This window comes from Kitasatospora sp. NPDC048298 (assembly GCF_043201465.1).
GTDB lineage: Bacteria > Actinomycetota > Actinomycetes > Streptomycetales > Streptomycetaceae > Kitasatospora.
Genome location: NZ_JBICYZ010000040.1, coordinates 64,633 through 87,599, shown reverse-complemented (window position 1 = coordinate 87,599; position 22,967 = coordinate 64,633). Strand labels below are relative to the sequence as shown.

Annotated in this window: 22 protein-coding genes; 13 read left to right on the top strand and 9 right to left on the bottom strand. The window is 74.0% G+C overall.

Translation table 11 applies throughout. The features are described from left to right. Positions 1-139: 139 nt before the first annotated feature. On the bottom strand, positions 140-493 hold the full coding sequence (gene erpA / locus ACGF0D_RS27035) for an iron-sulfur cluster insertion protein ErpA (protein ID WP_350515887.1): 354 nt from the start codon (positions 491-493) through the stop codon (positions 140-142). A 255-nt stretch (positions 494-748) separates the two neighbouring features. On the opposite strand from erpA, the gene ACGF0D_RS27030 reads away from it, so the two are divergent. After that, complete coding sequence (locus ACGF0D_RS27030) at positions 749-1,609, top strand: GNAT family N-acetyltransferase (protein ID WP_392920505.1); 861 nt, start codon at positions 749-751, stop codon at positions 1,607-1,609. Positions 1,610-1,661: 52 nt separating this feature from the next. On the opposite strand, the gene ACGF0D_RS27025 is transcribed toward ACGF0D_RS27030, so the two are convergent. From ACGF0D_RS27025 to ACGF0D_RS27015, 3 genes are all read right to left on the bottom strand, one after another. Next, entirely contained in the window at positions 1,662-3,029 is a 1,368-nt protein-coding gene (locus ACGF0D_RS27025; RefSeq protein WP_392920502.1) for a pyridoxal phosphate-dependent decarboxylase family protein, read from the bottom strand. A gap of 186 nt (positions 3,030-3,215) precedes the next feature. Then, the gene (locus tag ACGF0D_RS27020; RefSeq protein WP_049651848.1) at positions 3,216-3,680 is read right to left on the bottom strand and encodes an Lrp/AsnC family transcriptional regulator; all 465 of its coding nucleotides are present in this window, start codon (positions 3,678-3,680) and stop codon (positions 3,216-3,218) included. A 160-nt stretch (positions 3,681-3,840) separates the two neighbouring features. Next, positions 3,841-4,764: an NADP-dependent oxidoreductase gene (locus tag ACGF0D_RS27015; RefSeq protein WP_392920499.1), complete on the bottom strand. Its 924-nt coding sequence runs from the start codon at positions 4,762-4,764 to the stop codon at positions 3,841-3,843. A gap of 191 nt (positions 4,765-4,955) precedes the next feature. Between ACGF0D_RS27015 and nadA the strand changes: the two genes are divergently transcribed. Continuing rightward, on the top strand, positions 4,956-6,140 hold the full coding sequence (gene nadA / locus ACGF0D_RS27010; protein ID WP_392920496.1) for a quinolinate synthase NadA: 1,185 nt from the start codon (positions 4,956-4,958) through the stop codon (positions 6,138-6,140). A 110-nt stretch (positions 6,141-6,250) separates the two neighbouring features. Here nadA and ACGF0D_RS27005 read toward each other — a convergent pair whose 3' ends face one another. Further along, on the bottom strand, positions 6,251-6,544 hold the full coding sequence (locus ACGF0D_RS27005; RefSeq protein ID WP_392869440.1) for a hypothetical protein: 294 nt from the start codon (positions 6,542-6,544) through the stop codon (positions 6,251-6,253). 37 nt (positions 6,545-6,581) lie between these two features. Beyond that, positions 6,582-7,388 (bottom strand): PspA/IM30 family protein, encoded by an 807-nt coding sequence (locus tag ACGF0D_RS27000; RefSeq protein ID WP_392869442.1) that lies wholly within the window; start codon positions 7,386-7,388, stop codon positions 6,582-6,584. 301 nt (positions 7,389-7,689) lie between these two features. Between ACGF0D_RS27000 and ACGF0D_RS26995 the strand changes: the two genes are divergently transcribed. Beyond that, the gene (locus tag ACGF0D_RS26995; RefSeq protein ID WP_392869443.1) at positions 7,690-8,289 is read left to right on the top strand and encodes a DUF3043 domain-containing protein; all 600 of its coding nucleotides are present in this window, start codon (positions 7,690-7,692) and stop codon (positions 8,287-8,289) included. 197 nt (positions 8,290-8,486) lie between these two features. Further along, on the top strand, positions 8,487-9,209 hold the full coding sequence (locus ACGF0D_RS26990) for a class I SAM-dependent methyltransferase (RefSeq protein ID WP_392870075.1): 723 nt from the start codon (positions 8,487-8,489) through the stop codon (positions 9,207-9,209). Between the two features lie 22 nt (positions 9,210-9,231). Here the strand turns inward: ACGF0D_RS26990 and ACGF0D_RS26985 are convergent, their stop codons facing one another. After that, positions 9,232-9,432: a hypothetical protein gene (locus ACGF0D_RS26985; protein WP_392869445.1), complete on the bottom strand. Its 201-nt coding sequence runs from the start codon at positions 9,430-9,432 to the stop codon at positions 9,232-9,234. Positions 9,433-9,523: 91 nt separating this feature from the next. Here ACGF0D_RS26985 and cobU point away from each other — a divergent pair, with 91 nt between their 5' ends. The 7 genes from cobU to ACGF0D_RS26950 all read left to right on the top strand — a co-directional run bounded on the left by cobU (position 9,524) and on the right by ACGF0D_RS26950 (position 18,234). After that, complete coding sequence (gene cobU, locus ACGF0D_RS26980) at positions 9,524-10,123, top strand: bifunctional adenosylcobinamide kinase/adenosylcobinamide-phosphate guanylyltransferase (RefSeq protein ID WP_392920494.1); 600 nt, start codon at positions 9,524-9,526, stop codon at positions 10,121-10,123. Between the two features lie 28 nt (positions 10,124-10,151). Beyond that, positions 10,152-11,276, top strand: coding sequence for a nicotinate-nucleotide--dimethylbenzimidazole phosphoribosyltransferase (locus ACGF0D_RS26975; RefSeq protein WP_392920491.1), 1,125 nt, complete (start codon positions 10,152-10,154; stop codon positions 11,274-11,276). An 83-nt stretch (positions 11,277-11,359) separates the two neighbouring features. Next, positions 11,360-12,151 (top strand): adenosylcobinamide-GDP ribazoletransferase, encoded by a 792-nt coding sequence (locus ACGF0D_RS26970; RefSeq protein WP_392920488.1) that lies wholly within the window; start codon positions 11,360-11,362, stop codon positions 12,149-12,151. Between the two features lie 258 nt (positions 12,152-12,409). Continuing rightward, complete coding sequence (locus tag ACGF0D_RS26965; protein WP_392920485.1) at positions 12,410-13,912, top strand: leucyl aminopeptidase; 1,503 nt, start codon at positions 12,410-12,412, stop codon at positions 13,910-13,912. A 403-nt stretch (positions 13,913-14,315) separates the two neighbouring features. Then, entirely contained in the window at positions 14,316-15,722 is a 1,407-nt protein-coding gene (gene lpdA / locus ACGF0D_RS26960; RefSeq protein ID WP_263455757.1) for a dihydrolipoyl dehydrogenase, read from the top strand. A gap of 63 nt (positions 15,723-15,785) precedes the next feature. After that, positions 15,786-17,561 carry a 2-oxoglutarate dehydrogenase, E2 component, dihydrolipoamide succinyltransferase gene (sucB, locus tag ACGF0D_RS26955; protein WP_392920482.1) on the top strand — a complete coding sequence of 592 codons (1,776 nt, stop codon included), beginning with the start codon at positions 15,786-15,788 and terminating at the stop codon, positions 17,559-17,561. Between the two features lie 157 nt (positions 17,562-17,718). Further along, a complete protein-coding gene (locus ACGF0D_RS26950) occupies positions 17,719-18,234 on the top strand; it encodes a DUF4240 domain-containing protein (RefSeq protein ID WP_392920479.1) in 516 nt (171 codons plus the stop codon). Between the two features lie 10 nt (positions 18,235-18,244). Here the strand turns inward: ACGF0D_RS26950 and ACGF0D_RS26945 are convergent, their stop codons facing one another. Then, positions 18,245-19,324 carry a DUF2510 domain-containing protein gene (locus ACGF0D_RS26945; RefSeq protein ID WP_392920476.1) on the bottom strand — a complete coding sequence of 360 codons (1,080 nt, stop codon included), beginning with the start codon at positions 19,322-19,324 and terminating at the stop codon, positions 18,245-18,247. A gap of 184 nt (positions 19,325-19,508) precedes the next feature. Beyond that, positions 19,509-20,015: a GNAT family N-acetyltransferase gene (locus ACGF0D_RS26940; protein ID WP_392920473.1), complete on the bottom strand. Its 507-nt coding sequence runs from the start codon at positions 20,013-20,015 to the stop codon at positions 19,509-19,511. 66 nt (positions 20,016-20,081) lie between these two features. On the opposite strand from ACGF0D_RS26940, the gene ACGF0D_RS26935 reads away from it, so the two are divergent. Both ACGF0D_RS26935 and ACGF0D_RS26930 read left to right on the top strand, forming a co-directional pair. After that, complete coding sequence (locus ACGF0D_RS26935; protein WP_392869461.1) at positions 20,082-20,987, top strand: TIGR01777 family oxidoreductase; 906 nt, start codon at positions 20,082-20,084, stop codon at positions 20,985-20,987. Positions 20,988-21,532: 545 nt separating this feature from the next. After that, positions 21,533-22,864, top strand: coding sequence for an FAD-dependent oxidoreductase (locus ACGF0D_RS26930; RefSeq protein ID WP_392920470.1), 1,332 nt, complete (start codon positions 21,533-21,535; stop codon positions 22,862-22,864). Positions 22,865-22,967: the final 103 nt, after the last annotated feature.

Below are 22,967 nucleotides of genomic sequence, written 5' to 3'. Positions count from 1 at the left end.
GGGGGGGGGGGGGGGGGGCCCCCCCCCCCGGGGCCCCCCCGGGGGGGCGCGCGCGGGGGGGGGGGGGCCGCCCGCGGGGGGGGGGGCCCCCCCCCCGGGGGCCGGGGGGGCCCCCCGGGCCCCCCCTTCCGCAGCGGGCTTAGCTGAACGAGTCGCCGCAGGCGCAGGAGCCGGTGGCGTTCGGGTTGTCGATGGTGAAGCCCTGCTTCTCGATGGTGTCGACGAAGTCGACGGTGGCGCCGCCCAGGTACGGGGCGCTCATCCGGTCGGTGACGACCTTGACACCGTTGAAGTCCTTGAGCACGTCGCCGTCGAGCGAGCGCTCGTCGAAGAACAGCTGGTAACGCAGGCCGGAGCAGCCACCGGGCTGGACGGCGACGCGCAGCGCGAGGTCCTCGCGGCCTTCCTGCTCCAGCAGGGCCTTGACCTTGGCCGCGGCGGCATCGGTGAGGAGGATGCCACTCTCGACGGTGGTCTCGTCCTGGACGGTCATCTGCTTTCTCCCGGTCTTGACGACATTCTGCCGCCAGTGCCAACCAACCGCCGTCCGGTTTCATTTCCCGGGTGGGCGATGAATTGTGCGGCCTGTTCGCGGCTGGATATCCGTGGGCCGGGTGTGCCACCCGCGTCCCCTACGCTCCCCATGCTCGCACACCGCCGGACGCCGGGTCACCGTCGAGCGGTCCCGAGGTCGTGGATCCGGGTGAACCGGCCCCGCGGCGGGCCGCCGGACGCCAGGATGGTCCTCATGATCATTCGCCCGGTCAGGGACACCGCCGCGGACGCGGAGGTCGTCCGGGAGCTCGCCGACGCCGCGTTCGCCGGCACCTCCCCGGCCGGGGCGGCGCCGGGGCCGACGCCCCTGCGGCTGGCCGGGACCAGACACCTGGCGCGCACCGATCCCGGGGGCTGCTGGCTGGCCGAGAGCGGCGGCGAGCCGGTCGGGGCCGTGCTGTCGATCCGTCGGGAGGGCCTGTGGGCGCCCTCACTGTTCGCCGTCCGGCCGTCCGCCCAGGGCAAGGGCGTCGGGCGGCTGCTGCTGGAACGGGCGGCGGCGCACTCCCGGGGCTGTCTGCGCGGGATGGTCTGCGCCGCTGACTCCCCGGCGGCGGCCCGCCGCTACCGGCTGGCCGGGTTCACCCTGCACCCGGCGATGCGGCTGGCCGGACGGGTGGACCGGGACGGGCTGCTCGACCCCGGGGACATCCCGGTGCACCGCGGCAACGCGACCCACCTGCACCTGCTGGACTCGGTGGACCGGCGGCTGCGCGGCTCCGCGCACGGGCCGGACCACGAGCTGATGCTGGGCCACTTCGAGGAGCTGCTGATCGCCGACGCGCTGGCCGGCAGCGGCTACTGCTACCGGGACGGCGGCGTGGTGCGGCTGCTCGCGGCCACCAGCAAGCGGATCGCCGCCCGGCTGCTGCGCGAGGCGCTGGCCCGGGTGCCGGACGGCGTCGAGGCGCGGGTGGAGCACCTGACCGCGGAGCAGGAGTGGGCGCTGGACGTCGGGCTGGAGGTGGGGCTGACGCCGCGGGCCGGCGGCTTCGTCGGGGTGCGCGGGATGCGGCCGCCGACGCCGTACCTGCCGAGCGGGGCGTTCCTGTAGGCACGCGTACGGCCCCGCCGGAATGCCAGCGGGGCCGTGGCCGTCAGGGGGCTCAGACCATGGTGTCCAGGATCTCCCGGACCATCTCCATGGTGGTGCCCGGGTGCAGGAAGGCGAAGCGGGCGACCGTCTCGCCGTCCCAGCCGGTGGGGGTGACGAAGCCGATCTGGTCCGCGAGCAGCTGCTGCGACCAGCGGTAGTAGTCGTCGTTGGTCCAGCCGACGCGCTTGAAGCAGACCGCCGAGAGCTGCGGGTCGAACAGCAGCTCCAGGTGCTCGGTCTCGCGGATCAGCTGGGCGGTCTCCCGGGCCAGGGTGAGGCCGGCCTCGACGGCGTCGGTGTAGGCCTGGACGCCGTGCACGGCCAGCGAGAACCAGAGCGGCAGGCCGCGGGCGCGCCGGGTCAGGTGGTAGGCGTAGTCGGTGGGGTTCCACTCGTCGCCCTCGGTGTGCAGGACGTCCAGGTAGGAGGCGTCCTGGGTGTGCACGGCGCGGGCGAGCTGCGGGTTGCGGTAGATCAGCGCGGCGCAGTCGAAGGGGGCGAACAGCCACTTGTGCGGGTCGACCACGAAGGAGTCGGCGTGCTCGATGCCGTCGTAGCGCTCGCGCACCGAGGGGGCGAACAGGCCGGCGCCGCCGTAGGCGCCGTCCACGTGGAACCAGAGGTCGCGCTCGCGGGCGACCTCGGCCAGGCCCTTGAGGTCGTCGACGATGCCCTCGTTGGTGGTGCCGGCGGTGCCGACGACGGCGATCACCGTCTCCGGGTTCGGGTCGGCGGCCAGCGCGGCGCGCAGCGCCTCGCCGGTGAACCGCCGGTCGACGGTCGGGACCTTGAAGGCCTCGACGCCGATGATGTTGAAGGTGTTCTTGACCGAGGAGTGCACCTGGTCGGCGACGGCGATCCGCAGCCGGGCCTCCGGGCCGACGCCCAGCCGGCGACGGGCGGTGTCGCGGGCGACGACCAGGGCGGAGAGGTTGCCGGCCGAGCCGCCGGAGACGAAGGTGCCGCCGGCCGACTGGGGCAGGCCCGCGCGGTCGGCGATCAGGCGCAGCACCTGGTTCTCGGCGGCGATCGCGCCGGCCGCCTCCAGCCAGGAGATGCCCTGCAGGGAGGCGCAGGAGACGACCATGTCGAACAGCAGCGCGGCCTTGGTCGGGGCGCACGGGATGAAGGACAGGTAGCGCGGGCTGTCGGCGGAGATGACCGCCCGGGACAGCTCGTGGTCGTACAGCTTGAGCACGTCGACCGGGTTGTTGCCCTGCTGGTTGAGCAGGCCGGCCAGCTGGGCGCGCAGGTGCTCACCGTCACCGGGGTGGTCGAGCGGGACGGGGTCGTACTGCAGCCGCTCCCGCATGTAGTCGAAAACCAGGTCGACCAGTTCGTTGTCGGGCCGGTGCATGCGGTCGGGTGCTGCGGACACGGCGGTCCCTCTCGGCGTGGGGTGTCGGGGGGCGCCCGGTCGGCGGGAGGCTTCACCGCGACGGCCGGACGTGATCAGCGTAGGCAGCGCGGGCGCCCCGCCGCGCGTCGGAACGCGGCTGGTCAGGCAGGTTTCGGGCGTCTTCGGGCGGGTCCGCGCAGGATTCCTGCGTACGGCCCGCGGGCGCTACCCAATGAGCTGGGAGAGGACCACCGAGGAGCGGCTGCGCTGCACGCCGGGCTCGCGCCGGATGCGCTCGATGACGGCTTCCAGGTGGCGCATGTCGGCGGCCCGCAGGTGGACCAGGGCGTCCGGGTCGCCGGTGACCGTCCAGGCGGCGACCACCTCGGGGAACTGCCGCAGGCTGGCGAGGATCTCCTCGGGGGCGGTGCGCTCGCGGCAGTAGACCTCGACGAAGGCCTCGGTCTGCCAGCCCAGCACGGACGGGTCGAGCACCACGGTGAAGCCCCGCACCACGCCGCGCGCCCGCAGCCGGTCGATCCGCCGGCGCACGGCGGTGGCGGAGAGGTTCACCTGCAGGCCGATCTCGGCGTACGAGGCGCGGCCGTCGCTGCCGAGCCGGGCGAGCAGGAGCCGGTCGGTCTCGTCCAGGTCGGCCCCGACCACCTCGTGCGCTCGGCTGCTGGTCATGGGTACGGGGCTCCACGGGTCGTACGGGGGTCGGCGGGGTCGCTCCGGGTGGCGGACTGCCACTGCCGAAACGGTTCGTCACCATTCTGGCGGATGACCTGGACGAGTTCACCGCCGCCGGATGACGGGCGGGAGGCCGTCACGGGACGTCGGGAGGCCGTCACGGGACGAGCAGCACGATCTTCCCCCGGGTGCGGCCCTCGGCGCTGAGCGCCTGGGCGGAGGCGGCCTGGGCCAGCGGGAAGGTGGAGGCGACGGCGACGGTCAGCCGCCCGTCGTCGGCGAGCGCGGCCAGTTCGGCGAGGCCGCCGGCGTCCGGGCGGACCCAGACGTACCGGCCACCGACCGCCTTGACCCCGAAGTCGGCGACCGAGGCGATCCGGCCCGGGTCCGCCACCAGCTCGGCCGAGACCCGGACGGCGCCGTGGCCCACCAGGTCGAGCGCCGCGTCCACCCCGTCGGGGGCGAGCGCGCGGACCCGGTCGGCCAGGCCCTCGCCGTAGAGCACCGGATCGGCGCCGAGGCCGCGCAGGAAGTCGTGGTTGCGTTCGGCCGCGGTGCCGATCACCCGGGCGCCGGCGGCCCTGGCCAGCTGCACCGCCAGATGGCCGACCCCGCCGGCGGCGGCGTGCACCAGGACGGTCTCCCCCTCGGCCAGGCGCAGTGCCCGCAGGCTCTGGAGGGCGGTGAGCCCGGCCAGTGGCAGGCCGCCGGACTGCGCCCAGTCCAGCGCGGCCGGCTTGCGGGCCAGGGTGCGGACGGGGGCGGAGACCAGCTCGGCGTAGGTGCCGTGCTCGACGGCGTCCTTGCGGACGTAGCCGAACACCTCGTCGCCCGGGGCGAACTCGGTGACCGCGCCGCCGACCGCGCGGACCACGCCGGCCACGTCCCAGCCCATGACCAGCGGGAAGTGCGCGTCGAGGATGCCGTCCAGGGCGCCGTCCCTGACCTTCCAGTCCACCGGGTTCACCCCGGCCGCCCGGACCTCGACCAGCACGGAGTCGGGGCCGACCTTGGGGTCGGGCAGGTCGGTGTACTCGACCACCTCGGGACCGCCGTAGCGGTTGATCGCGATTGCTTTCATGGGCTCAGCCATACCCGCGGGCTTGGAAATATCGATTCGGCCACCGACGGAAGCATCCGTTTCGACGAGCGGTTCTCGTCACATCGACAGGATGGCCATCGTCACTCTGACGCTAAGCGGTTAGAATAGATAGCGTCAGTTAGACGAAAAGGCCCCACCGCTAGCTCGGCCGCACAGAAGGGCACCCGCCCGTGACCACCACCATCACCGAGACCCACGGCGTCGACCCCACCCCGACCCCGCTCGCTCTGCTGCTGCTCGGCCGCGAGGCCGACCCGAACAGCGAGCGCGGCGTCGAATGCCCCGGTGACCTCCCCCCGGCCTCCGACCCGAACCTCGTCGAGCGCGCCCGCGCCGCCAAGGCCGCGCTCGGCGACCGCGTGTTCATCCTCGGCCACCACTACCAGCGCGACGAGGTGATCGAGTTCGCCGACGTCACCGGCGACTCCTTCAAGCTCGCCCGCGACGCGGCGGCCCGCCCCGAGGCCGAGTACATCGTCTTCTGCGGCGTGCACTTCATGGCCGAGTCCGCGGACATCCTCACCGGCGACCGGCAGCAGGTCGTCCTGCCGGACCTCGCGGCCGGCTGCTCGATGGCCGACATGGCCACCGCCGAGCAGGTCGCCGAGTGCTGGGACGTGCTGACCGACGCCGGCATAGCCGACGTGACCGTCCCGGTCTCGTACATGAACTCCTCCGCCGACATCAAGGCCTTCACCGGCCGGCACGGCGGCCTCATCTGCACCTCCTCCAACGCCAAGCGCGCCCTGGAGTGGGCCTTCGAGCAGGGCCAGAAGGTGCTGTTCCTGCCCGACCAGCACCTCGGCCGCAACACCGCGGTGCGGGACATGGGCTTCTCGCTGGACGACTGCGTCGTCTACAACCCGCACCGGCCGAACGGCGGCCTGACCGCCGAGCAGCTGCGGAACGCGAAGATGATCCTCTGGCGCGGCCACTGCTCGGTGCACGGCCGGTTCAGCCTGGACTCGGTGAACGACGTCCGCGAGCGGATCCCCGGCGTGACCGTCCTGGTGCACCCCGAGTGCAAGCACGAGGTCGTCGCGGCCGCCGACATGGTGGGCTCGACCGAGTACATCATCAAGGCGCTGGACGCCGCCGAGCCCGGCTCCAAGTGGGCCATCGGCACCGAGCTGAACCTGGTCCGCCGCCTGGCCAAGGCGCACCCGGACAAGGAGATCGTCTTCCTGGACCGCGCGGTCTGCTTCTGCTCGACCATGAACCGGATCGACCTGCCGCACCTGGTCTGGGCGCTGGAGTCGCTGGTCGAGGGCCGGGTGCCGAACGTGATCACCGTCGACCCGGAGACCGAGAAGTACGCCAAGGCGGCGCTGGACCGGATGCTGGCCCTGCCGTAGTCCGCAGTTCCCGGGCCCGCGGGCCCGGGAAACCGCGGCCGTACGCACGAAGGGCGGGCCCCCTCCCACCGGAGGGGGCCCGCCCTTTCGTCTGGCAGCAGCCGCAGGCGCTACTCGGGGAAGCCCGGGATCACGCCCTCGCCGTCGGCCATGAGCAGTTCGCGGACCTCGTCGATCGTCGCGTCGGCACTCGGCAGGATCAGCTCGGACGGCTCCAGCGAATCCAGCGGCACCGGGGTGCCGAACTGCTTCACCGCGTCGATGAGCTTGCCGTAGGCCTGGCGGAAGAGCGTCTCGTCCCCCGACTCCACTGCGGTGACGAGCTCCGCGTCGAGCTCGTTGAGCAGGTTCAGGTGGTCCTCGCCCACCTCGTACTGCCCCTCACCCATGACCCTCATGATCATGCCGTGCGTCTCCCTGGTTCGTGGGGTCGAGCTCAGATCACTTGTTGTAGTTGATGCGCGGGGTGTCCTGCTGCGGCTGCGGCTGGGCACCCGGCTGCTTGCCCTGCTCGATCGCGGCGGGACCGGCCGAGGACGGGCCGGACAGCTCGGCCTTCATCCGGGCCAGCTCCAGCTCGACGTCGGAACCGCCGGCCACGCGCTCCAGCTCGGCCTCGATGTCGTCCTTGCGGCCGAGACCGCTCGCGTCGTCGAGCGCGCCGGAGGCGAGCAGCTCGTCGATGGCGCCGGCGCGGGCCTGCATCTGGGCGGTCTTGTCCTCGGCACGCTGGATCGCCAGGCCGACGTCGCCCATCTCCTCCGAGATGCCGGAGAAGGACTCGGCGATGCGGGTCTGCGCCTGCGCGGCCGTGTACGTCGCCTTGATGGTCTCCTTCTTGGTGCGGAAGGCGTCCACCTTGGCCTGAAGTCGCTGGGAGGCGAGCGTGAGCTTCTCCTCCTCGGCCTGGAGCTGCTGGTACTGCGTCTCCAGGTCGGTGATCTGCGACTGCATGTTGGCCTTGCGGGTCAGGGCCTCGCGGGCGAGGTCCTCGCGGCCGAGCGACAGCGCCTTGCGGCCCTGGTCCTCGTACTTGGCCGACTGCTGCTGGAGCTGGGTCAGCTGGAGCTCGAGCCGCTTGCGCGAGGTCGCGACGTCCGCGACACCGCGCCGTACCTTCTGCAGCAATTCGAGCTGCTTCTGGTACGAGTAGTCGAGCGTCTCACGCGGATCCTCCGCCCGATCCAAGGCCTTGTTCGCCTTGGAGCGGAAGATCAGCCCCATACGCTTCATGATTCCGTCGCTCATGGGCCTCGGGTGCCCCCTTCTCCGGCCTGCGGTCTCTATCTCGTTACCAGACACGACGAGTGTATGTGCAGCGAGCCCGTCGCCGCAGTGCACCTGCCTGCAACAAGACTGCTACAGCGACCGGAGGCGTTTCCTCCTCCCCCGGGTGGATCCGCCCCTCATACCTCCCATCGTCCATCCGAATGATCCCCTACGGGAAGGCCCCCGGAAACGCGGCCCGGACGCCGTCCCTGCGGTATCGATATGCGTTTGGGTCCGAGGGCACCCGTGGAAGCCGCCCGGCACCCCGTACGCTGGTGGTGTGTTCCGACGCCGTTCAGATGATGCCGCCGCCTCCGCCACCGTGCTGGAGAAGCAGGACGAGACGACCCAGGCCCGCGACCCGCAGGCCAAGAAGGGCCGCCCCACCCCCAAGCGCAGTGAGGCCGAGGCCAACCGGCGTACCCGGGTGACCGTGCCCAAGGACCGCAAGGAGGCCGCCCGTCAGGGGCGCGAGCGGATGCGCTCCGAGCGCGAGAAGCAGCGCCAGGCCCTGATGAACGGCGACGAGCGCCACCTGCCGGCCCGTGACAAGGGCCCGGTGCGCAAGTTCGCGCGCGACTACGTGGACTCCCGCTGGTCGCTCGCCGAGTTCTTCCTGCCGGCCGCCGTGGTCATCCTGGTGCTCAGCATCGTCAAGGTGCCGACCCTCCAGCTGCTCTCCACGCTGCTGTTCCTGCTGTTCTTCGTGTTCGTCGTCCTGGACTTCGTCCGCCTCGGCCTCGGCCTGCGCAAGCAGCTGGCCGAGCGCTTCGCCGGGCAGAACACCCGCGGCGCCGTCGCGTACGGCATCATGCGCACCCTCCAGATGCGCCGGCTGCGCCTGCCCAAGCCGCAGGTGCGGCGCGGGGAGAAGCCCTGACCGCCGAACCGGTCGACTCCGGCTGGGCCCCGCCCTCCTGGGAGGGGCCCGGCCTCTACGCGGTTCCCGGGCAGGGGGGCACGCTTCCGGGGCAGGGCGAGGGCGGCCACGACCGGATCGCGCAGGAGCGCCGGCTGCCCTCGCGCAGCGGATCCTTCGCGGGCGGCACCACCGCCTGGCCGACCCGGCCCGGCGGACTGCGCAACTTCGTCCGCCAGGAGCTCGTCGCCCGCCAGCTCGCCGAACAGCTGTCCGGCCGCAGCGCGCAGCGCGTCCTCGACATCGGCTGCGGCCAGGGCACCCAGGCGCTGCGGCTGGCCCGGGCCGGCCACTACGTCACCGGGATCGACTCCGACCCGGTCGCGCTCGGCGTCGCCCAGGCGGCGCTCGCCGAGGAGCCGCCGGAGGTCCGCGGCCGGATGCAGCTGCTCAGCGGCGACGGCCACCAGTGCGGACGCTGGTTCGGCCCGCGCAGCTTCGACGTGGTGCTCTGCCACGGCGTGCTGACGTACCTGCCCGACCCGGACCCGATGATCGCCTCGCTGGCCCGGCTGCTGGCGCCCGGCGGACTGCTCTCGCTGCTCGTGCGCAACCGCGACTCGCTCGCCCTGCGGCCGGCCGCCGCCGGGGACTGGCGGGCCGCCCTGCACGCCTTCGAGAGTGACCGGTACTACAACCGGGTCGGACTGGCCGCACGGGCCGACCGGCTCTCCGACCTCACCGTCACCCTCTCCGAGGTGTCGGTGCCGCTGCGGCACTGGTACGGCGTTCGGGTCTTCACCGACAACGCCGCGGACGACGCGGCCCCGCCGGTGGACGGGCGGCAGCTGGCCCAGCTCCTGGAAGCCGAGGACCGGGCCGGCCGCACCGACCCGTACCGGCAGGTCGCCGCGCTCCTGCACGTGATCGGGGCGAAGTAGCCCCTCGCGCCCGGCCCCGGGCTCAGCCCTCGTGCAGGCTCATCGCGTAGACCTTGTTGCCGTCCTCCAGCAGGACCGCGGTGTCCACGCCCTCCTCGGCGAGCTGCTTCCAGGTCTCCCCGATCCAGGTCTCGGCGTCCCCCTGGCCGGCGAACTCCTCCTGGCCGCCGCCGGGCGTCACCGCGCTGCCGTCCGCCTTCTCGTACCGCCACGTCCAGACCATGCCCGGCTCCTCCCACTGACGCTGCCTGTGTGCTGCGCACCATAGCCTGCCCGACCCGACCCGCCGTATACCTCTCGGGCAGGATGGCGGCATGGCGACCCCACCCGAGCCCACCCGTCCCCCGCTGCCCCGCACGCTGCTGCTCGGCGGCGCCCGCTCCGGCAAGTCCACCCGCGCCGAACAGCTGCTGGCCGACCACCCGGACGTCCTGTACGTGGCCACCGGCGGCACCCGGGACGGCGACGCCGAGTGGGCCCAGCGGGTCGCGCTGCACCGGGAGCGCCGGCCGGGGAGCTGGCGCACCGCCGAAACCTGCGACCTGGAGGCCGTGCTCGCCGACCCGGCCGACCCGGCACCGGTGCTGATCGACTGCCTCGCCCTGTGGCTGACCGCCGTGATGGACGAGTGCGGCGCCTGGGACGACGCGGTCTGGGCGGACGGCGGCGAGGCCGCCGTCCGGCGCCGCTGCGACGCGCTGGCCAAGGCCTGGGCCGCCACCGGACGGACGGCCGTCGCGGTGAGCAACGAGGTCGGCATGGGCGTCGTCCCGGCCACCCCCGCGGGCCGCCGCTTCCGCGACACCCTGGGCCGGCTCAACATGGCCGTGGCGGACGCCTCGGAGCGCGTCCTGCTGGTGGTGGCCGGACAGGCGCTCACCATCAAGCCGGACGTCAAGCCAGCCTCAAACTGAACACCTTCGGCGTGTAGCCTTCCGGACGATGGACACGACCGTGGATCTCGATACGTTCTCCTCGCTCGTCGAGCGCCCCGACGAGAGCGCCCGGCGGGCCGCCGAGGAACGCTGGCAGGCGGCCGACCGGCCGCGCGGCGGGCTCGGCCGGCTGGAGGAGCTGGGCAGCTGGCTGGCCTCCGTACAGGGGCGCTCGCCGGTGCTGCCGGTCTCCGCCCCCAAGGTGCTGCTGTTCGCCGCCGACCACGGCGTGGCGGCGCTCGGGGTCTCCCGGATGCCCGCCGAGGGCGGCACCGCGGCCCGGGTGCGGGCCGTGCTCGACGGCAGCGCGCCGGTGTCCCGGCTGGCCGCGCGCTACGGCGCCCAGGTGCGGGTCGTCGACGTCGCGGTGGACGCCGACCCGCACGACTTCCCGGACGAGGTGGTCGCCCACCGGATCCGGCGCGGCTCCGGGCGGATCGACGTCGAGGACGCGCTCACCGCGCAGGAGACCGTCCGGGCGTTCCGGGCCGGCATGGCCGTCGCCGACGAGGAGGCCGACGCCGGCACCGACCTGGTGCTGCTCGGCGACCTCGGGGTCGGCGCCACCACGGTGGCCGGCGTGCTGGTCGGCGCGCTCTGCGGGACTGACGCGGCGGCGGTGACCGGGCGCGGCTCCGGCATCGACGACCGCGTGTGGATGGTCAAGTGCGCCGCCATCCGGGACTCGCTGCGGCGGGCCCGGCCGGTGCTCGGCGACCAGCTGGCGCTGCTCGGCGCCACCGGCGGGGCCGACTTCGCGGCGATCACCGGCTTCCTGCTCCAGGCTGCCGTCCGACGGCTGCCGGTGGTGCTGGACGGCGTGGTCTCGGCGGCCTGCGCGCTGGTCGCGCAGCGGATCGCCTTCCGGGCCCCGGAGTGGTGGCGGGCCGGGCAGTCCAGCGGCGAGCCGGCCCAGGCGAAGGCGTACGACCGGCTGACCCTGACGCCGCTTCAGGACCAGGGCATCACCATGGGCGAGGGCGTCGGCGCGCTGCTGGCGCTGCCGCTGCTCCAGGCCGCGGGCGACGTGCTCGCCGACGAGGCGCCGAAGCCGTTCGTCCCGGCCGCGCCGGGCGCGCCGAGGGAGCAGCCCAAGCTGCCCTCGGCGGCGGACCTGCTGCGGAAGCTGTAGCGGCACGGCCCGGCCGGCTGACTGACACCCCACAAGAACGCCCCTGGTCAGGGGCGTTCTTGTGGGTGAGAGGAACACGATTCATGGCGAGCGGCGGCGATCGGGCCGGCTGGGCCGACGGCCTGCGGTTCGGGTTCGGGACGCTGTCCGTCCTGCGGGTGCGGGTGGAGCGGTGGGACCGGACCGCGGCGGCCCGGGCGATGCTGACGGCCCCGCTGGTCGGGCTGGTGCTGGGGGTCCTGGCGGCCGCGGCCGGGGCGCTGGTGGCCTGGCGGGCGGGCGGGCTGCTCGGCGCGGTGACCGCGGTGGGGGTGCTCGCCGGTCTGACCCGCGGGCTGCACCTCGACGGTCTGGCGGACGTCGCCGACGGGCTCGGCAGCGGGAAGCCGGCCGAGGACGCGCTGCGCATCATGAAGCAGTCCGACATCGGGCCGTTCGGCGTCCTGACCCTGGTCCTCGTGCTGCTCGCCCAGGTCGCCGCACTGGCCGGGCAGTTCGACCACTCCCCGCTGCGCGGCGCGCTCGCGGTGCTCGCCTCGGCGACGGCCGCCCGGTGCGCGCTCTCCTGGGGCTGCCTGCGGTCGGTGCCGGCCGCCCGGCCCGGCGGGCTGGGGGCGATGGTGGCGGGCACCGTGCCGCCCGCCGGGGCCGCCGCCGCAACGGCCGCCGCGGCGCTCGCCCTGGCCGCCGCGGGACTGTTCGACGGATGGTCAACTCTCTTTCTCCCAGTGGCCGTTGTGTTCGGCACCGGCTGCGCCCGACTGCTGCTCGGCCGGTGCGTGCGGCGGTTCGGCGGGATCACCGGCGACGTGCTCGGCGCGATGGCCGAAACCGCCGCGACCGCCTCGCTGTTCGCCCTGGCTTTGCTCGGCTGATACCGGGCGGCGCGTGATCCCAGCATGCGGACTACCATGCGTGGAGCACCGCAGCCCTGCACCGTGGCAGGTCCTGCCCGCCCGGCGCGCACCGAGGAGCCGGGGCCTCTGGTGTGCGCGGCCGCGCGGACGGCCGCGCGCACCAGGGGGCCCGGACCCGCGGAGGCCCGCCGGCGGACGGCCTGCGACGGCGGGCTGCGCCGGTGCGGCAGCCTCGCCGTGGCCGGCCGTGGACCGCGAAAGAACAGGACGCATTACGTGACTGCATTGTCTGTGAGCACCTCCTCCGCCGCCTCGCTGCGCGCGGACGCCCTGGTGGTCGGTGTCGCGAAGGGCCCCAAGGGCATCGTGCTGGCCCCCGGCGCCGAGGCCGTCAACGAGGCGTTCGAGGGCAAGCTGACCGAGGTCCTCAGCACCCTGGGCGCGACCGGCGCCGAGGGCGAGGCCGTCAAGGTCCCCTCCCCCGCCGGCCTGAAGGCCGCGCTCGTGCTCGCGGTCGGCCTGGGTGAGGCCGCCGAGGGCGCCTACGAGCTGGAGACGCTGCGCCGCGCCGCCGGTGTCGCCGCCCGCACCCTGGCCGGTGCCAAGAAGGCCGCGCTGGCCCTGCCGGCCGAGTCCGCCGCGGAGGTCGAGGCGGTCGCGCTGGGCGGTCTGCTCGGCTCGTACGCCTTCGGCACGTACAAGGGCGACGGCAACGGCAAGGAGCCGGTCGGCGAGCTGGTCCTGCTGGCCGTCCGCAAGGGCAGCAAGGACGCCAAGGCCGCCGTGGAGCGCGCCGCCGCGATCGGCGAGGAGATGAACCGGGCCCGCGACCTGGTCAACACCGCGCCGAACGACCTGAACCCGAAGAGCTTCGCCGCGATCGCCCAGGCGGCCGGCAAGGAGCACGGCCTCAAGGTCGAGGTGCTGGACGAGAAGGCGCTGACCAAGGGCGGCTTCGGCGGCCTGCTGGGCGTCGGCGGCGGCTCGGAGAACCCGCCCCGCCTGGTGAAGGTGGCCTACACCCACCCGAAGGCCAAGGCCACCCTCGCCTTCGTCGGCAAGGGCATCACCTACGACTCGGGCGGCATCTCGCTGAAGCCGGCCGGCCACAACGAGACCATGAAGTGCGACATGGCCGGCGCCGCCGCCGTGTTCGCCGCCGTGGTGGCCGCCAAGCGCCTGGGCCTGGTCGTCAACGTGACCGCCTGGCTGGCGCTGGCCGAGAACATGCCGTCCGGCTCCGCCACCCGCCCGGGCGACGTGCTGAAGATGTACGGCGGCAAGACCGTCGAGGTCCTGAACACGGACGCCGAGGGCCGCCTGGTGCTGGCCGACGCGATCGTGCGGGCCGGCGAGGAGAAGCCGGACGTCATCGTCGACGTGGCCACCCTGACCGGCGCCATGGTGCTGGCCCTGGGCAACCGCACCTTCGGCGTGATGGCCAACGACGACGAGCTGCGCGAGGAGCTGCACGTCCTGGCCGGCGAGGCGGGCGAGCAGTCCTGGCCGATGCCGCTGCCGGCCGACCTGCGCAAGGGCTTCACCGAGTCGACCATCGCCGACATGGCCAACATGGGCGAGCGGATGGGCGGCGGCCTGGTGGCCGGCCTGTTCCTGAAGGAGTTCGTGGCCGAGGGCACCGACTGGGCGCACCTGGACATCGCCGGCCCGGCGTTCCACGAGGGCGCGCCGTACGGCTACACCCCGAAGGGCGGCACCGCGAGCGCGGTGCGCACCCTGGTCCGCTTCGCCGAGCAGAAGGCGAACGGCAAGGCCTGATCCAAGGGAACCCGCTGCGACGGGGCCCGGCGCGCGTGCGCCGGGCCCCGTCGGCGTTCCGGCCGGGCGTTCCGGGGTTCCGGCCGGGTTACCTGCGAGTAGGTCGGGGCGCCGGGGCGCACCCCTGTTCGCTGCGGGCGAAACTTTGTTCCGCACTGCGGAAGAAGCTGCGGCGAGCGGCGCGGAAGACGCCCGTCCGGCGGCTGTCAACACCTCGCTGAGCTGCGATGATGCCCTTCCGCCGGGGGTATTCCCGCCCCGGTGACCGCTCCGCGGGACACCCCTGACCCGGGCCCGGACATCAGTCACCGTGAACAAGTGCGAAGATGTATTTCCGGCACGACTGGGCGCCCCACAAAGGCTTCCGACCCACCGGACCGCGACCGGCCCGGCGACCCACCCCATGCATGGAGGACGTGACGTGGCGAACGACGCCAGCACCGTTTTCGACGTAGTCATTCTCGGAGGCGGAAGCGGCGGTTACGCCGCGGCGCTCCGCGCCGCTCAGCTGGGCCTGAGTGTTGCCCTGGTCGAGAAGGGTGAGCTGGGCGGCACCTGCCTGCACCGCGGCTGCATCCCGACCAAGGCTCTCCTGCACGCCGCGGAGATCGCGGACGAGACGAAGGAGGCCGCCGAGTTCGGCGTGCTGGCCACCTTCCAGGGCATCGACATCAACGGCGTCCACAAGTACAAGGACGACGTCATCGCCGGCCTGTACAAGGGCCTCCAGGGCCTGGTGGCATCCCGCAAGGTCACCTTCATCCAGGGCGAGGGCAAGCTCTCCTCGCAGACCTCGGTGGACGTCAACGGCCAGCGCATCGAAGGCCGCCACATCGTCCTGGCCACCGGTTCCGTGCCGCGCTCGATCCCGGGCCTGGAGATCGACGGCAACCGCGTGATCTCCTCGGACCACGCCCTCAAGCTCGACCGCATCCCGAAGTCGGCCGTCATCCTCGGCGGCGGCGTGATCGGCGTCGAGTTCGCCTCGGTCTGGAAGTCCTTCGGCGTCGAGGTCACCATCGTCGAGGCGCTGCCGCACCTCGTCCCGCTGGAGGACGAGAACTCCTCCAAGCTGCTGGAGCGCGCGTTCCGCAAGCGCGGCATCAAGTTCGAGCTGAAGGCCCGCTTCTCGGGCGTCGAGTACACCGAGACCGGTGTCCGCGTCTCCACCGAGAACGGCAAGCAGATCGACGCCGACCTGCTGCTCGTCGCCATCGGCCGCGGCCCGGTCTCGGCCGGCCTCGGCTACGAGGAGAACGGCGTCGCGATGGACCGCGGCTACGTCCTGGTCGACGAGTACATGCGCACCAACGTGCCCACCATCTCCGCGGTCGGTGACCTCGCCCCGACCCTGCAGCTGGCCCACGTCGGCTTCGCCGAGGGCATCCTGGTGGCCGAGCGCCTGGCCGGCCTCAAGCCGATGCCGATCGACTACGACGGCGTCCCGCGCGTGACCTACTCCAACCCCGAGGTCGCCTCCGTCGGCATCTCCGAGGCCAAGGCCGTCGAGCTGTACGGCAAGGAGAAGGTCGTCACCCTCAAGTACAACCTGGCCGGCAACGGCAAGAGCAAGATCCTGAAGACCGCCGGCGAGATCAAGCTCGTCCAGGTCAAGGACGGCGCCGTGGTCGGCGTCCACATGGTCGGCGCCCGCATGGGCGAGCAGGTCGGCGAAGCCCAGCTGATCTACAACTGGGAGGCCCTGCCGGCCGAGGTCGCGCAGCTCATCCACGCGCACCCGACCCAGTCCGAGGCCCTGGGCGAGGCGCACCTGGCGCTGGCCGGCAAGCCGCTGCACGCGCACGACTGATCACGCCCCACCCCCTTTCCCGGTACTTCCCGTACGCAAGACTTGATAGGAGTCGCTGAAACCATGGCGGTCTCAGTAACACTGCCCGCGCTGGGCGAGAGCGTTTCCGAGGGCACCGTCACCCGCTGGCTGAAGGCCGAGGGTGAGCGTGTCGAGGTCGACGAGCCGCTGCTCGAGGTGTCGACCGACAAGGTCGACACCGAGATCCCGGCCCCGGCTTCCGGCATCCTGGCCTCCATCAAGGTCGCCGAGGACGAGACCGTCGAGGTGGGCGCCGAGCTGGCGGTCATCGACGACGGTTCGGGCGCCCCGGTCGCCGCTGCGGCCCCGGCCGCCGAGGCCGCGCCCGCCGCCGCCCCGGCTCCGGTCGCCGAGGCCCCGGTCGCCGCTCCGGCTCCGGCCCCGGTCGCCGCTCCGGCCCCCGCCGCCGCTCCGGCCGCCGACGCCACCCCGGTGCTGCTGCCGGCGCTGGGCGAGTCGGTCACCGAGGGCACCGTCACCCGCTGGCTGAAGGCCGAGGGTGACACCGTCGAGGTCGACGAGCCGCTGCTCGAGGTCTCCACCGACAAGGTCGACACCGAGATCCCGTCGCCGGTCGCCGGCACCCTGGTGAAGATCCTGGTCGGCGAGGACGAGACCGCCGAGGTCGGCGCCCAGCTCGCGCTGATCGGCGCCGCCGGTGCCGTCGCCGCCGCTCCGGCTCCGGTTGCCGCTCCGGCTCCCGCTGCCGCCCCGGCCCCGGTCGCCGCTCCGGCCCCCGCTGCCCCGGCCGCTCCGGCTCCGGTCGCCGCTGCTCCGGCCCCGGTCGCCCCGGCTGCTCCGGCTCCGGTCGCCACCCCGGCTCCGGTTGCCGCTCCGGCCCCGGTCGCCGCTCCGGCTCCGGTTGCCGCCCCGGCCGCTCCGGTGGCCGACAACGGTGACGCCTACGTCACCCCGCTGGTGCGCAAGCTCGCCGCCGAGCACGGCGTCGCGCTGTCCTCCGTCGCCGGTACCGGCGTCGGCGGCCGCATCCGCAAGCAGGACGTCATCGCCGCCGCGGAGGCCGCCAAGGCCGCTCCGGCCCCCGTCGCCGCTGCCGCCCCGGCCGCCGCGCCGAAGGCCGCCGTCGCGCCGTCCGCCCTGCGCGGTCAGACCGTCAAGATGACCCGCATGCGCAAGGTCATCGGCGACAACATGATGAAGGCGCTGCACGAGCAGGCCCAGCTGACCAGCGTGGTCGAGGTGGACATCACCAAGATCATGTCGCTGCGCGCCAAGGCCAAGGAAGGCTTCCTGGCCCGCGAGGGCGTCAAGCTCTCCCCGATGCCGTTCTTCGTCAAGGCCGCCGCCCAGGCGCTGAAGGTCCACGCGGTCGTCAACGCCCGGATCAACGACGCCGAGGGCACGGTCACCTACTTCGACACCGAGAACATCGGTATCGCGGTGGACTCCGAGAAGGGCCTGATGACCCCGGTCATCAAGGGCGCGGGCGACCTCAACATCGCCGGCATCTCGAAGAAGACCGCCGAGCTGGCCACCAAGGTCCGCGACAGCAAGATCACCCCGGACGAGCTGTCCGGCGCCACCTTCACCATCAGCAACACCGGCTCGCGCGGTGCGCTGTTCGACACCGTGATCGTGCCGCCGAACCAGGTCGCCATCCTGGGCATCGGCGCCACCGTCAAGCGCCCGGTGGTCATCGAGGCCGACGGCGGCACCGCCATCGGCATCCGCGACATGACCTACCTGTCGCTCTCCTACGACCACCGCCTGGTGGACGGCGCCGACGCCGCCCGCTACCTGGTCGCGGTCAAGGAGATCCTCGAGGCCGGCGAGTTCGAGGTCGAGCTCGGCCTCTGACCCCACCAGGTCCCCGCGGAAACCCGCGTACGGAACCCCGCGTCGTCCCCGGACGGCGCGGGGTTCCGCCGTTCCCGGCCCCTGACGGACCGAGTCCCGAACGCGCGCCGAGTCGCGGCATGCGCGGACGCGGCCGAACGGGGATGCTGGAGCGGTGATGGACGAGACGGACTTCTGGCAGATCATCGACGACACCCGGGACGCCGCCGAGGGCGACCCCGACGAGCAGGCCGACCTCCTGGTGGAACGGCTCCTCCAGCTGACCCCGGACGACGTGATCGACTTCGCCCGGCTGTTCCTGGCGCGGTTCCACCGGGCCTACCGCCACGACCTGTGGGGCGCGGCCTACCTGCTGCTCGACGGCGCCTCCGACGACACCTTCGACTACTTCCGGTCCTGGCTGATCGGCCAGGGCCGGGAGGTCTTCGAGGGCGGGCTGGCCGAGCCGGACGACCTGGCGGACCTGCTGCCCGAGTTCGACGAGGAGGAGGACGGCGAGGCCGAGGACCTCGGCTACGCCGCCGACGAGGCGTACGAGCAGCTGACCGGTCTGCCGCTGCCCGAGGTGGGCGGGCGGCAGCCCGCGCGGCCGTCCGGGACGGCGATGGACTTCGACGACCCGGACGTCATGGCGAAGCGCTTCCCCAAGCTCTGGGAGCGGTACGGGGACTAGGTGTCGGTCCTCAGACGCTGCTGCCGGCGGTGCCGTCCTGCTTGATGCCCCTGAGGATCCGGTCCAGCGCCGCGAACTCCGGCGCCGCCGGGTTGTCGTCCACGCCGCCCTCCATGACCACGTAGCCGCCGCCCTTGGCCGGGAGGGCGGCCAGCAGGACGTAGCCCTGGGTGCCGTCCGTGGTGCGGATGTGCCAGCGGGTGGCGTAGCCGAGCACCCCGGCCACGCTGACGTACCCGGAGCCGGCGTCGGTGTGCGAGCTGACCCCGGAGAAGATCTGCGCGGCGTAGACGGGCATCCGGGCGTCGGCGGCCGCCTTCGGCGTGGTGCCCTGGACGGTGTCCTTCTCGACCGAGAACTGGCCGCGGATGCAGGAGCTGCCGTCCGGGCAGGTGTAACGGCCGGTGCCGAGGTAGACCGTCGAGTGCGGCGGGTTGGCGGACACGTCCCAGCCGTCGAAGACCGGCACGGTGATCGCGTGCTGGGGGTCGGGGACGGTGCTCTTGACCGCCGGCAGGGGCTTGGGCGCGACGGGGCTGCCGGTGGGTACGGTCGGGCTGGGGCTCGGCGAGGGGCTGCCGCTCTCGGTCACGGTGACGGTCGGGGCCGGGTCCGCCTTCCGGTCGCCGCCGCCGCTGAGCGCGACCCCGGCGACGATCCCGACCACGGCCAGCACGGCGACCGCGATGCCGATGACCGGGCCGGTCCTCGACCTGGTCTTCGGCGGCGGGTAGCCCGGACCCGGGTAGCCGTAGCCGGGGTCCTGGGGCGGGTAGCCGCCCTGGGGCGGGTAGCCGTTCTGGGCCGGGGCCCGGTAGCCGAGCGGGGGCTGGGCCGGGGCCTGGTAGGCGTCCTGGCCCGGGTAGCCGTAGGCCGGTGCCGCCTGGCCGCCCGGGTGGCCGTAGCCGGGCGGCTGCCGGTCGGAGGGCGGCGAGGTCTGGGTGGGGGCGTCGGCGAGCCCGCCCGCGACGCCGCCCCGGAGCGGTCGGACCTCGCTGGTCCAGGCGTTGCCGTCCCACCAGCGCTCGTGACCGGGGGCGCCGTCCGCACCCGGGACCGGGTACCACCCGGGAGGCGTCGAGTTGCTCACGGCCGTACGGTACCCGGCGCGGAGGCGGTCCGGACAGGGCGGAACCGTCACGACTCCGCACCACTCGCGCGCGGTGAACCGCCTTTTGCGGCAAGCCTGTTCGAGCGGTCGGCCGCCTGTCCGGGCAGGATTCCGGCGAGTCCGGGCAGGGCCACGGTGAGGCCCTGGCAGGCCTCCTGGCGGATCAGTCGGTCAGGCCGCGGGCCATCCAGACGTCGTCCACGAACCGGCCGTCGATCAGGAACTCCTCGGCCAGCGATCCCTCGACGACGAAGCCGCAGCTCTCGTAGAGGCGGCGGGCCGGGGCGTTCCAGCCGAGCACCCGCAGGGTCATCTTGCGGGCGCCCTCTGCCCGGGCCGCCGCGCAGGCCGCCTCGACCAGCCGGCGGCCGACGCCCCGGCCGCGGACGGTGTCGTCGACGGCGAGGCCCTGGATCTGCCGCACGTGCCGGTTGCTCGCCAGCGGGGTGGGCGGGACCTGGCGGACGTAGCCGACGATCCGGCCGTCCAGCACGGCCAGCAGGTAGTGCTCGGGGGCGTGCCGCTCGTCGAAGATCGGGTCCTCGACGGCCGGTTGCGGGGAGACGTCGGACAGGACGGACCAGGCCGCGTGGTTGAGGACGGCGAGCTCGCGCTCGTCCTTGCTCCGCGCCGTACGGATGATCAGATCGTCGTCAGGCATGCGCGCCATGCTAAGTGAGGTGCGCGCGGGGTGTGACGGGCAGTCGGAGAAGCCGGGAACTGCGAGGATGGGCGCATGCGCATCGCTGTCACGGGTTCCACGGGTTTGATCGGTTCGGCGCTCGTCCGCTCCCTGCTGGCGGACGGCCACGAGGTGGTCCGGCTGGTCCGGCACCGTTCGAAGACCGGCCCACGGCCGGACGGCAGCACGGCGATCGGCTGGAACCCGCTGGGCGGCGAGGTCCAGCGGGGCGGCCTGGACGGGGTCCAGGCCGTGGTGCACCTGGCCGGCGCCGGGGTCGGCGACCGCCGCTGGTCGGACTCCTACAAGCGGGAGATCCGGGAGAGCCGGGTGTACGGCACCGAGACGCTGGCCGTCGCCCTGGCCGCGCTCAAGGAGCCGCCGCAGGTCCTGGTGAGCGCCTCCGCGGTCGGCTGGTACGGGCAGACCGGCGACCGGGTGATCGACGAGGACTCCCCCGCCGGCGACGACTTCCTGGCCGAGGTCTGCCGGGAGTGGGAGGACGCCGCCAGGCCGGCCGAGCGGGCCGGGATCCGGGTCGTCCACCCCCGCACCGGAATGGTGCTCTCCTCGGCCGGCGGGGCCGGCGCACGGCTGTTCCCGCTGTTCAAGCTGGGCCTCGGCGGGCGGCTCGGCAACGGGCGGCAGTACTGGAGCTTCATCTCGCTGCACGACGAGGTGGCCGCGCTGCGGTTCCTGATCGACCACGACGACCTCTCCGGCGCCTTCAACCTCACCGCGCCGAACCCGGCGACCAACGCCGAGCTGACGGCCGCGCTCGGCCGGGCGCTGCGGCGGCCGACGCCGTTCCCGGTGCCGGAGGCGGTGCTCAAGGCGGTGCTGGGCGAGCTGGCGGTCGAGGTGGTCGGCAGCCACCGGGTGGTGCCGCGGCGGCTGCTGGACGCGGGCTTCCGCTTCACCCACCCGGAGGTGTACTCGGCGGTGCTCGCGGCGATGTGACGGGCGGGCAGGGCGGACGCCAGGGGCGGCGGGCAGGTCGGGCATCGGGCGGCGGGCGGCGGGCGGCGGGCGGCGGGCGGCGGGCGGCGGGCGGCGGGCGGCGGGCGGGCTGGATGCTCGGGCGGCGGGCGCCGGGTGCCGGACGGCGGGGCGCGCGGGGTGGCTGCGCGCGCTGGGCGGGTCGGCGCGCGTGCGGGTCGCGCGGACCCGTGCGTACTCCGACTACGGCATCCGCCCTGGCCAGCGGCATATGCCGGGCGGATCCCGAGGGGGCCCGAGGAGGGGGCGCACGGGAGCACACGGCGGGCGCGTCGCACGCCCCCGGTGACCGTACGCGCCCGCCGACCCCCGAACCCGGCCGCCACGGCGCACTGTCCGTGACCGCGCCCCCGCCCGGTGCCGCACTACCCTCCCCGCCCCTCGGATCCGGTCGGATGCGACTGTCTGACGCTCACACTGACTGGGCATCACCCTCCACGGACCGTGTCCCGGCACCCCGCTGCCTGCGTCGGCCGGAGCCCCGGGACCAGGGAGGGAGCACCCCAGTGCCCACGTACGACTTCACCCGCCGCGCCCGCCGGCCGTCCGACCCGGACGTCGTCGTGGTCGGCGCCGGACTCGCGGGCCTGGCCGCCGCCCGCGCGCTCACCGGCCACGGCCTCACCGTTCAGGTCCTGGAGACCACCGACCGGATCGGCGGCCGGATGGCCACCCGCGAGCAGGACGGCTTCCGGCTCGACGACGGCAGTCACCTGCTGAACACCGCCTTCCCGGAACTGCGCCGCACGCTCGACCTCGACCACCTCGACCTGCGCCCGCTCGCGCCCGGCGTACTGGTGCACAGCGCCGGACGCCGGTACCGCGCCGGGGATCCCCAGCTCACCGTCGCCCGCCAGGCCGCCGCCCGGGCCCCGCTCGGCAGCCCGCTGGACAAGGCCCGGCTGGCCGGGCGGCTCGGCCGGCTCGCCGCCACCCCGGTCGGCCGCCTCCAGGCCCGGCCGGAGACCACCGCCGCCCGCGCACTGGCCGGCCACGGCCTCGCCCAGCGCACCGTGGACGGCTTCCTGCGCCCGCTGCTCAGCGCCCTGCTCTCCGATCCGGCCCTCGGCACCAGCAGCCGGGTCGCCGACCTGGTGCTGCGCTCGTACGCGCGCGGGCGCCTGTGTCTGCCCGCCGACGGGATCGCGGCGGTACCGGCCCAGCTGGCCGCCGCCCTGCCCGCCGGCACCGTACGCACCGGGGTTCGGGTCACCTCGGTCGCCGCGGACGGCGTGGAGACCGTCGCGCACGGGCGGATCGGCGCCCAGGCCGTCGTCGTCGCCACCGACGCCCGCTCCGCCGCCGAGCTGCTGCCCGGCCTACGGCTGCCGGTCTTCCACCCCGTCACCACCTTCTTCCACGCGGCCGACGCCGCCCCGCTGGGCGAGGCCGTCCTGCTGCTCGACGGCGACCGGCCGAACGGGCAGCCGCCACTGGTCTCGCACTCGCTGGTGCTCAGCGAGCTGCACCCGTCCTACGCCCCGGCCGGTCAGGCGCTGATCGCCACCACCGTGCTCGGGCGGCGCGCCTTCGACGTGGGCGGCCCGGCCGGGCTGGAGCCGGCCGTCCGGGCCCGGCTGGCCGAGCTGTACGGCGGCTCGACGTCGGGCTGGCAGTTCCTCGGCGTGCGGCACGTCCCGGACGCGCTGCCCGCGATGCCGCCGCCGCACAACCCCCGCCGCCCGGTGCGGCTGCTGGCCGGGCTGTACGTCGCCGGGGACCACCGGGACACCAGCACCGTGCAGGGCGCGCTGGTCTCCGGGCGGCGGGCGGCGCAGGCGGTGCTGAGCGACCTCGGTGTCCCGGCCGAGGCCCCGGCGGCGGAGGCGGCGGCCTGACGGGCGGGGCACCTGCCGGCCCCGCCGCCCCGCCCGCGCACTTCGCGGCGCCGGGACACAGCAGCGGTCTGCCGGGGTGACAGACCGACGGCGTGCCCGGCGC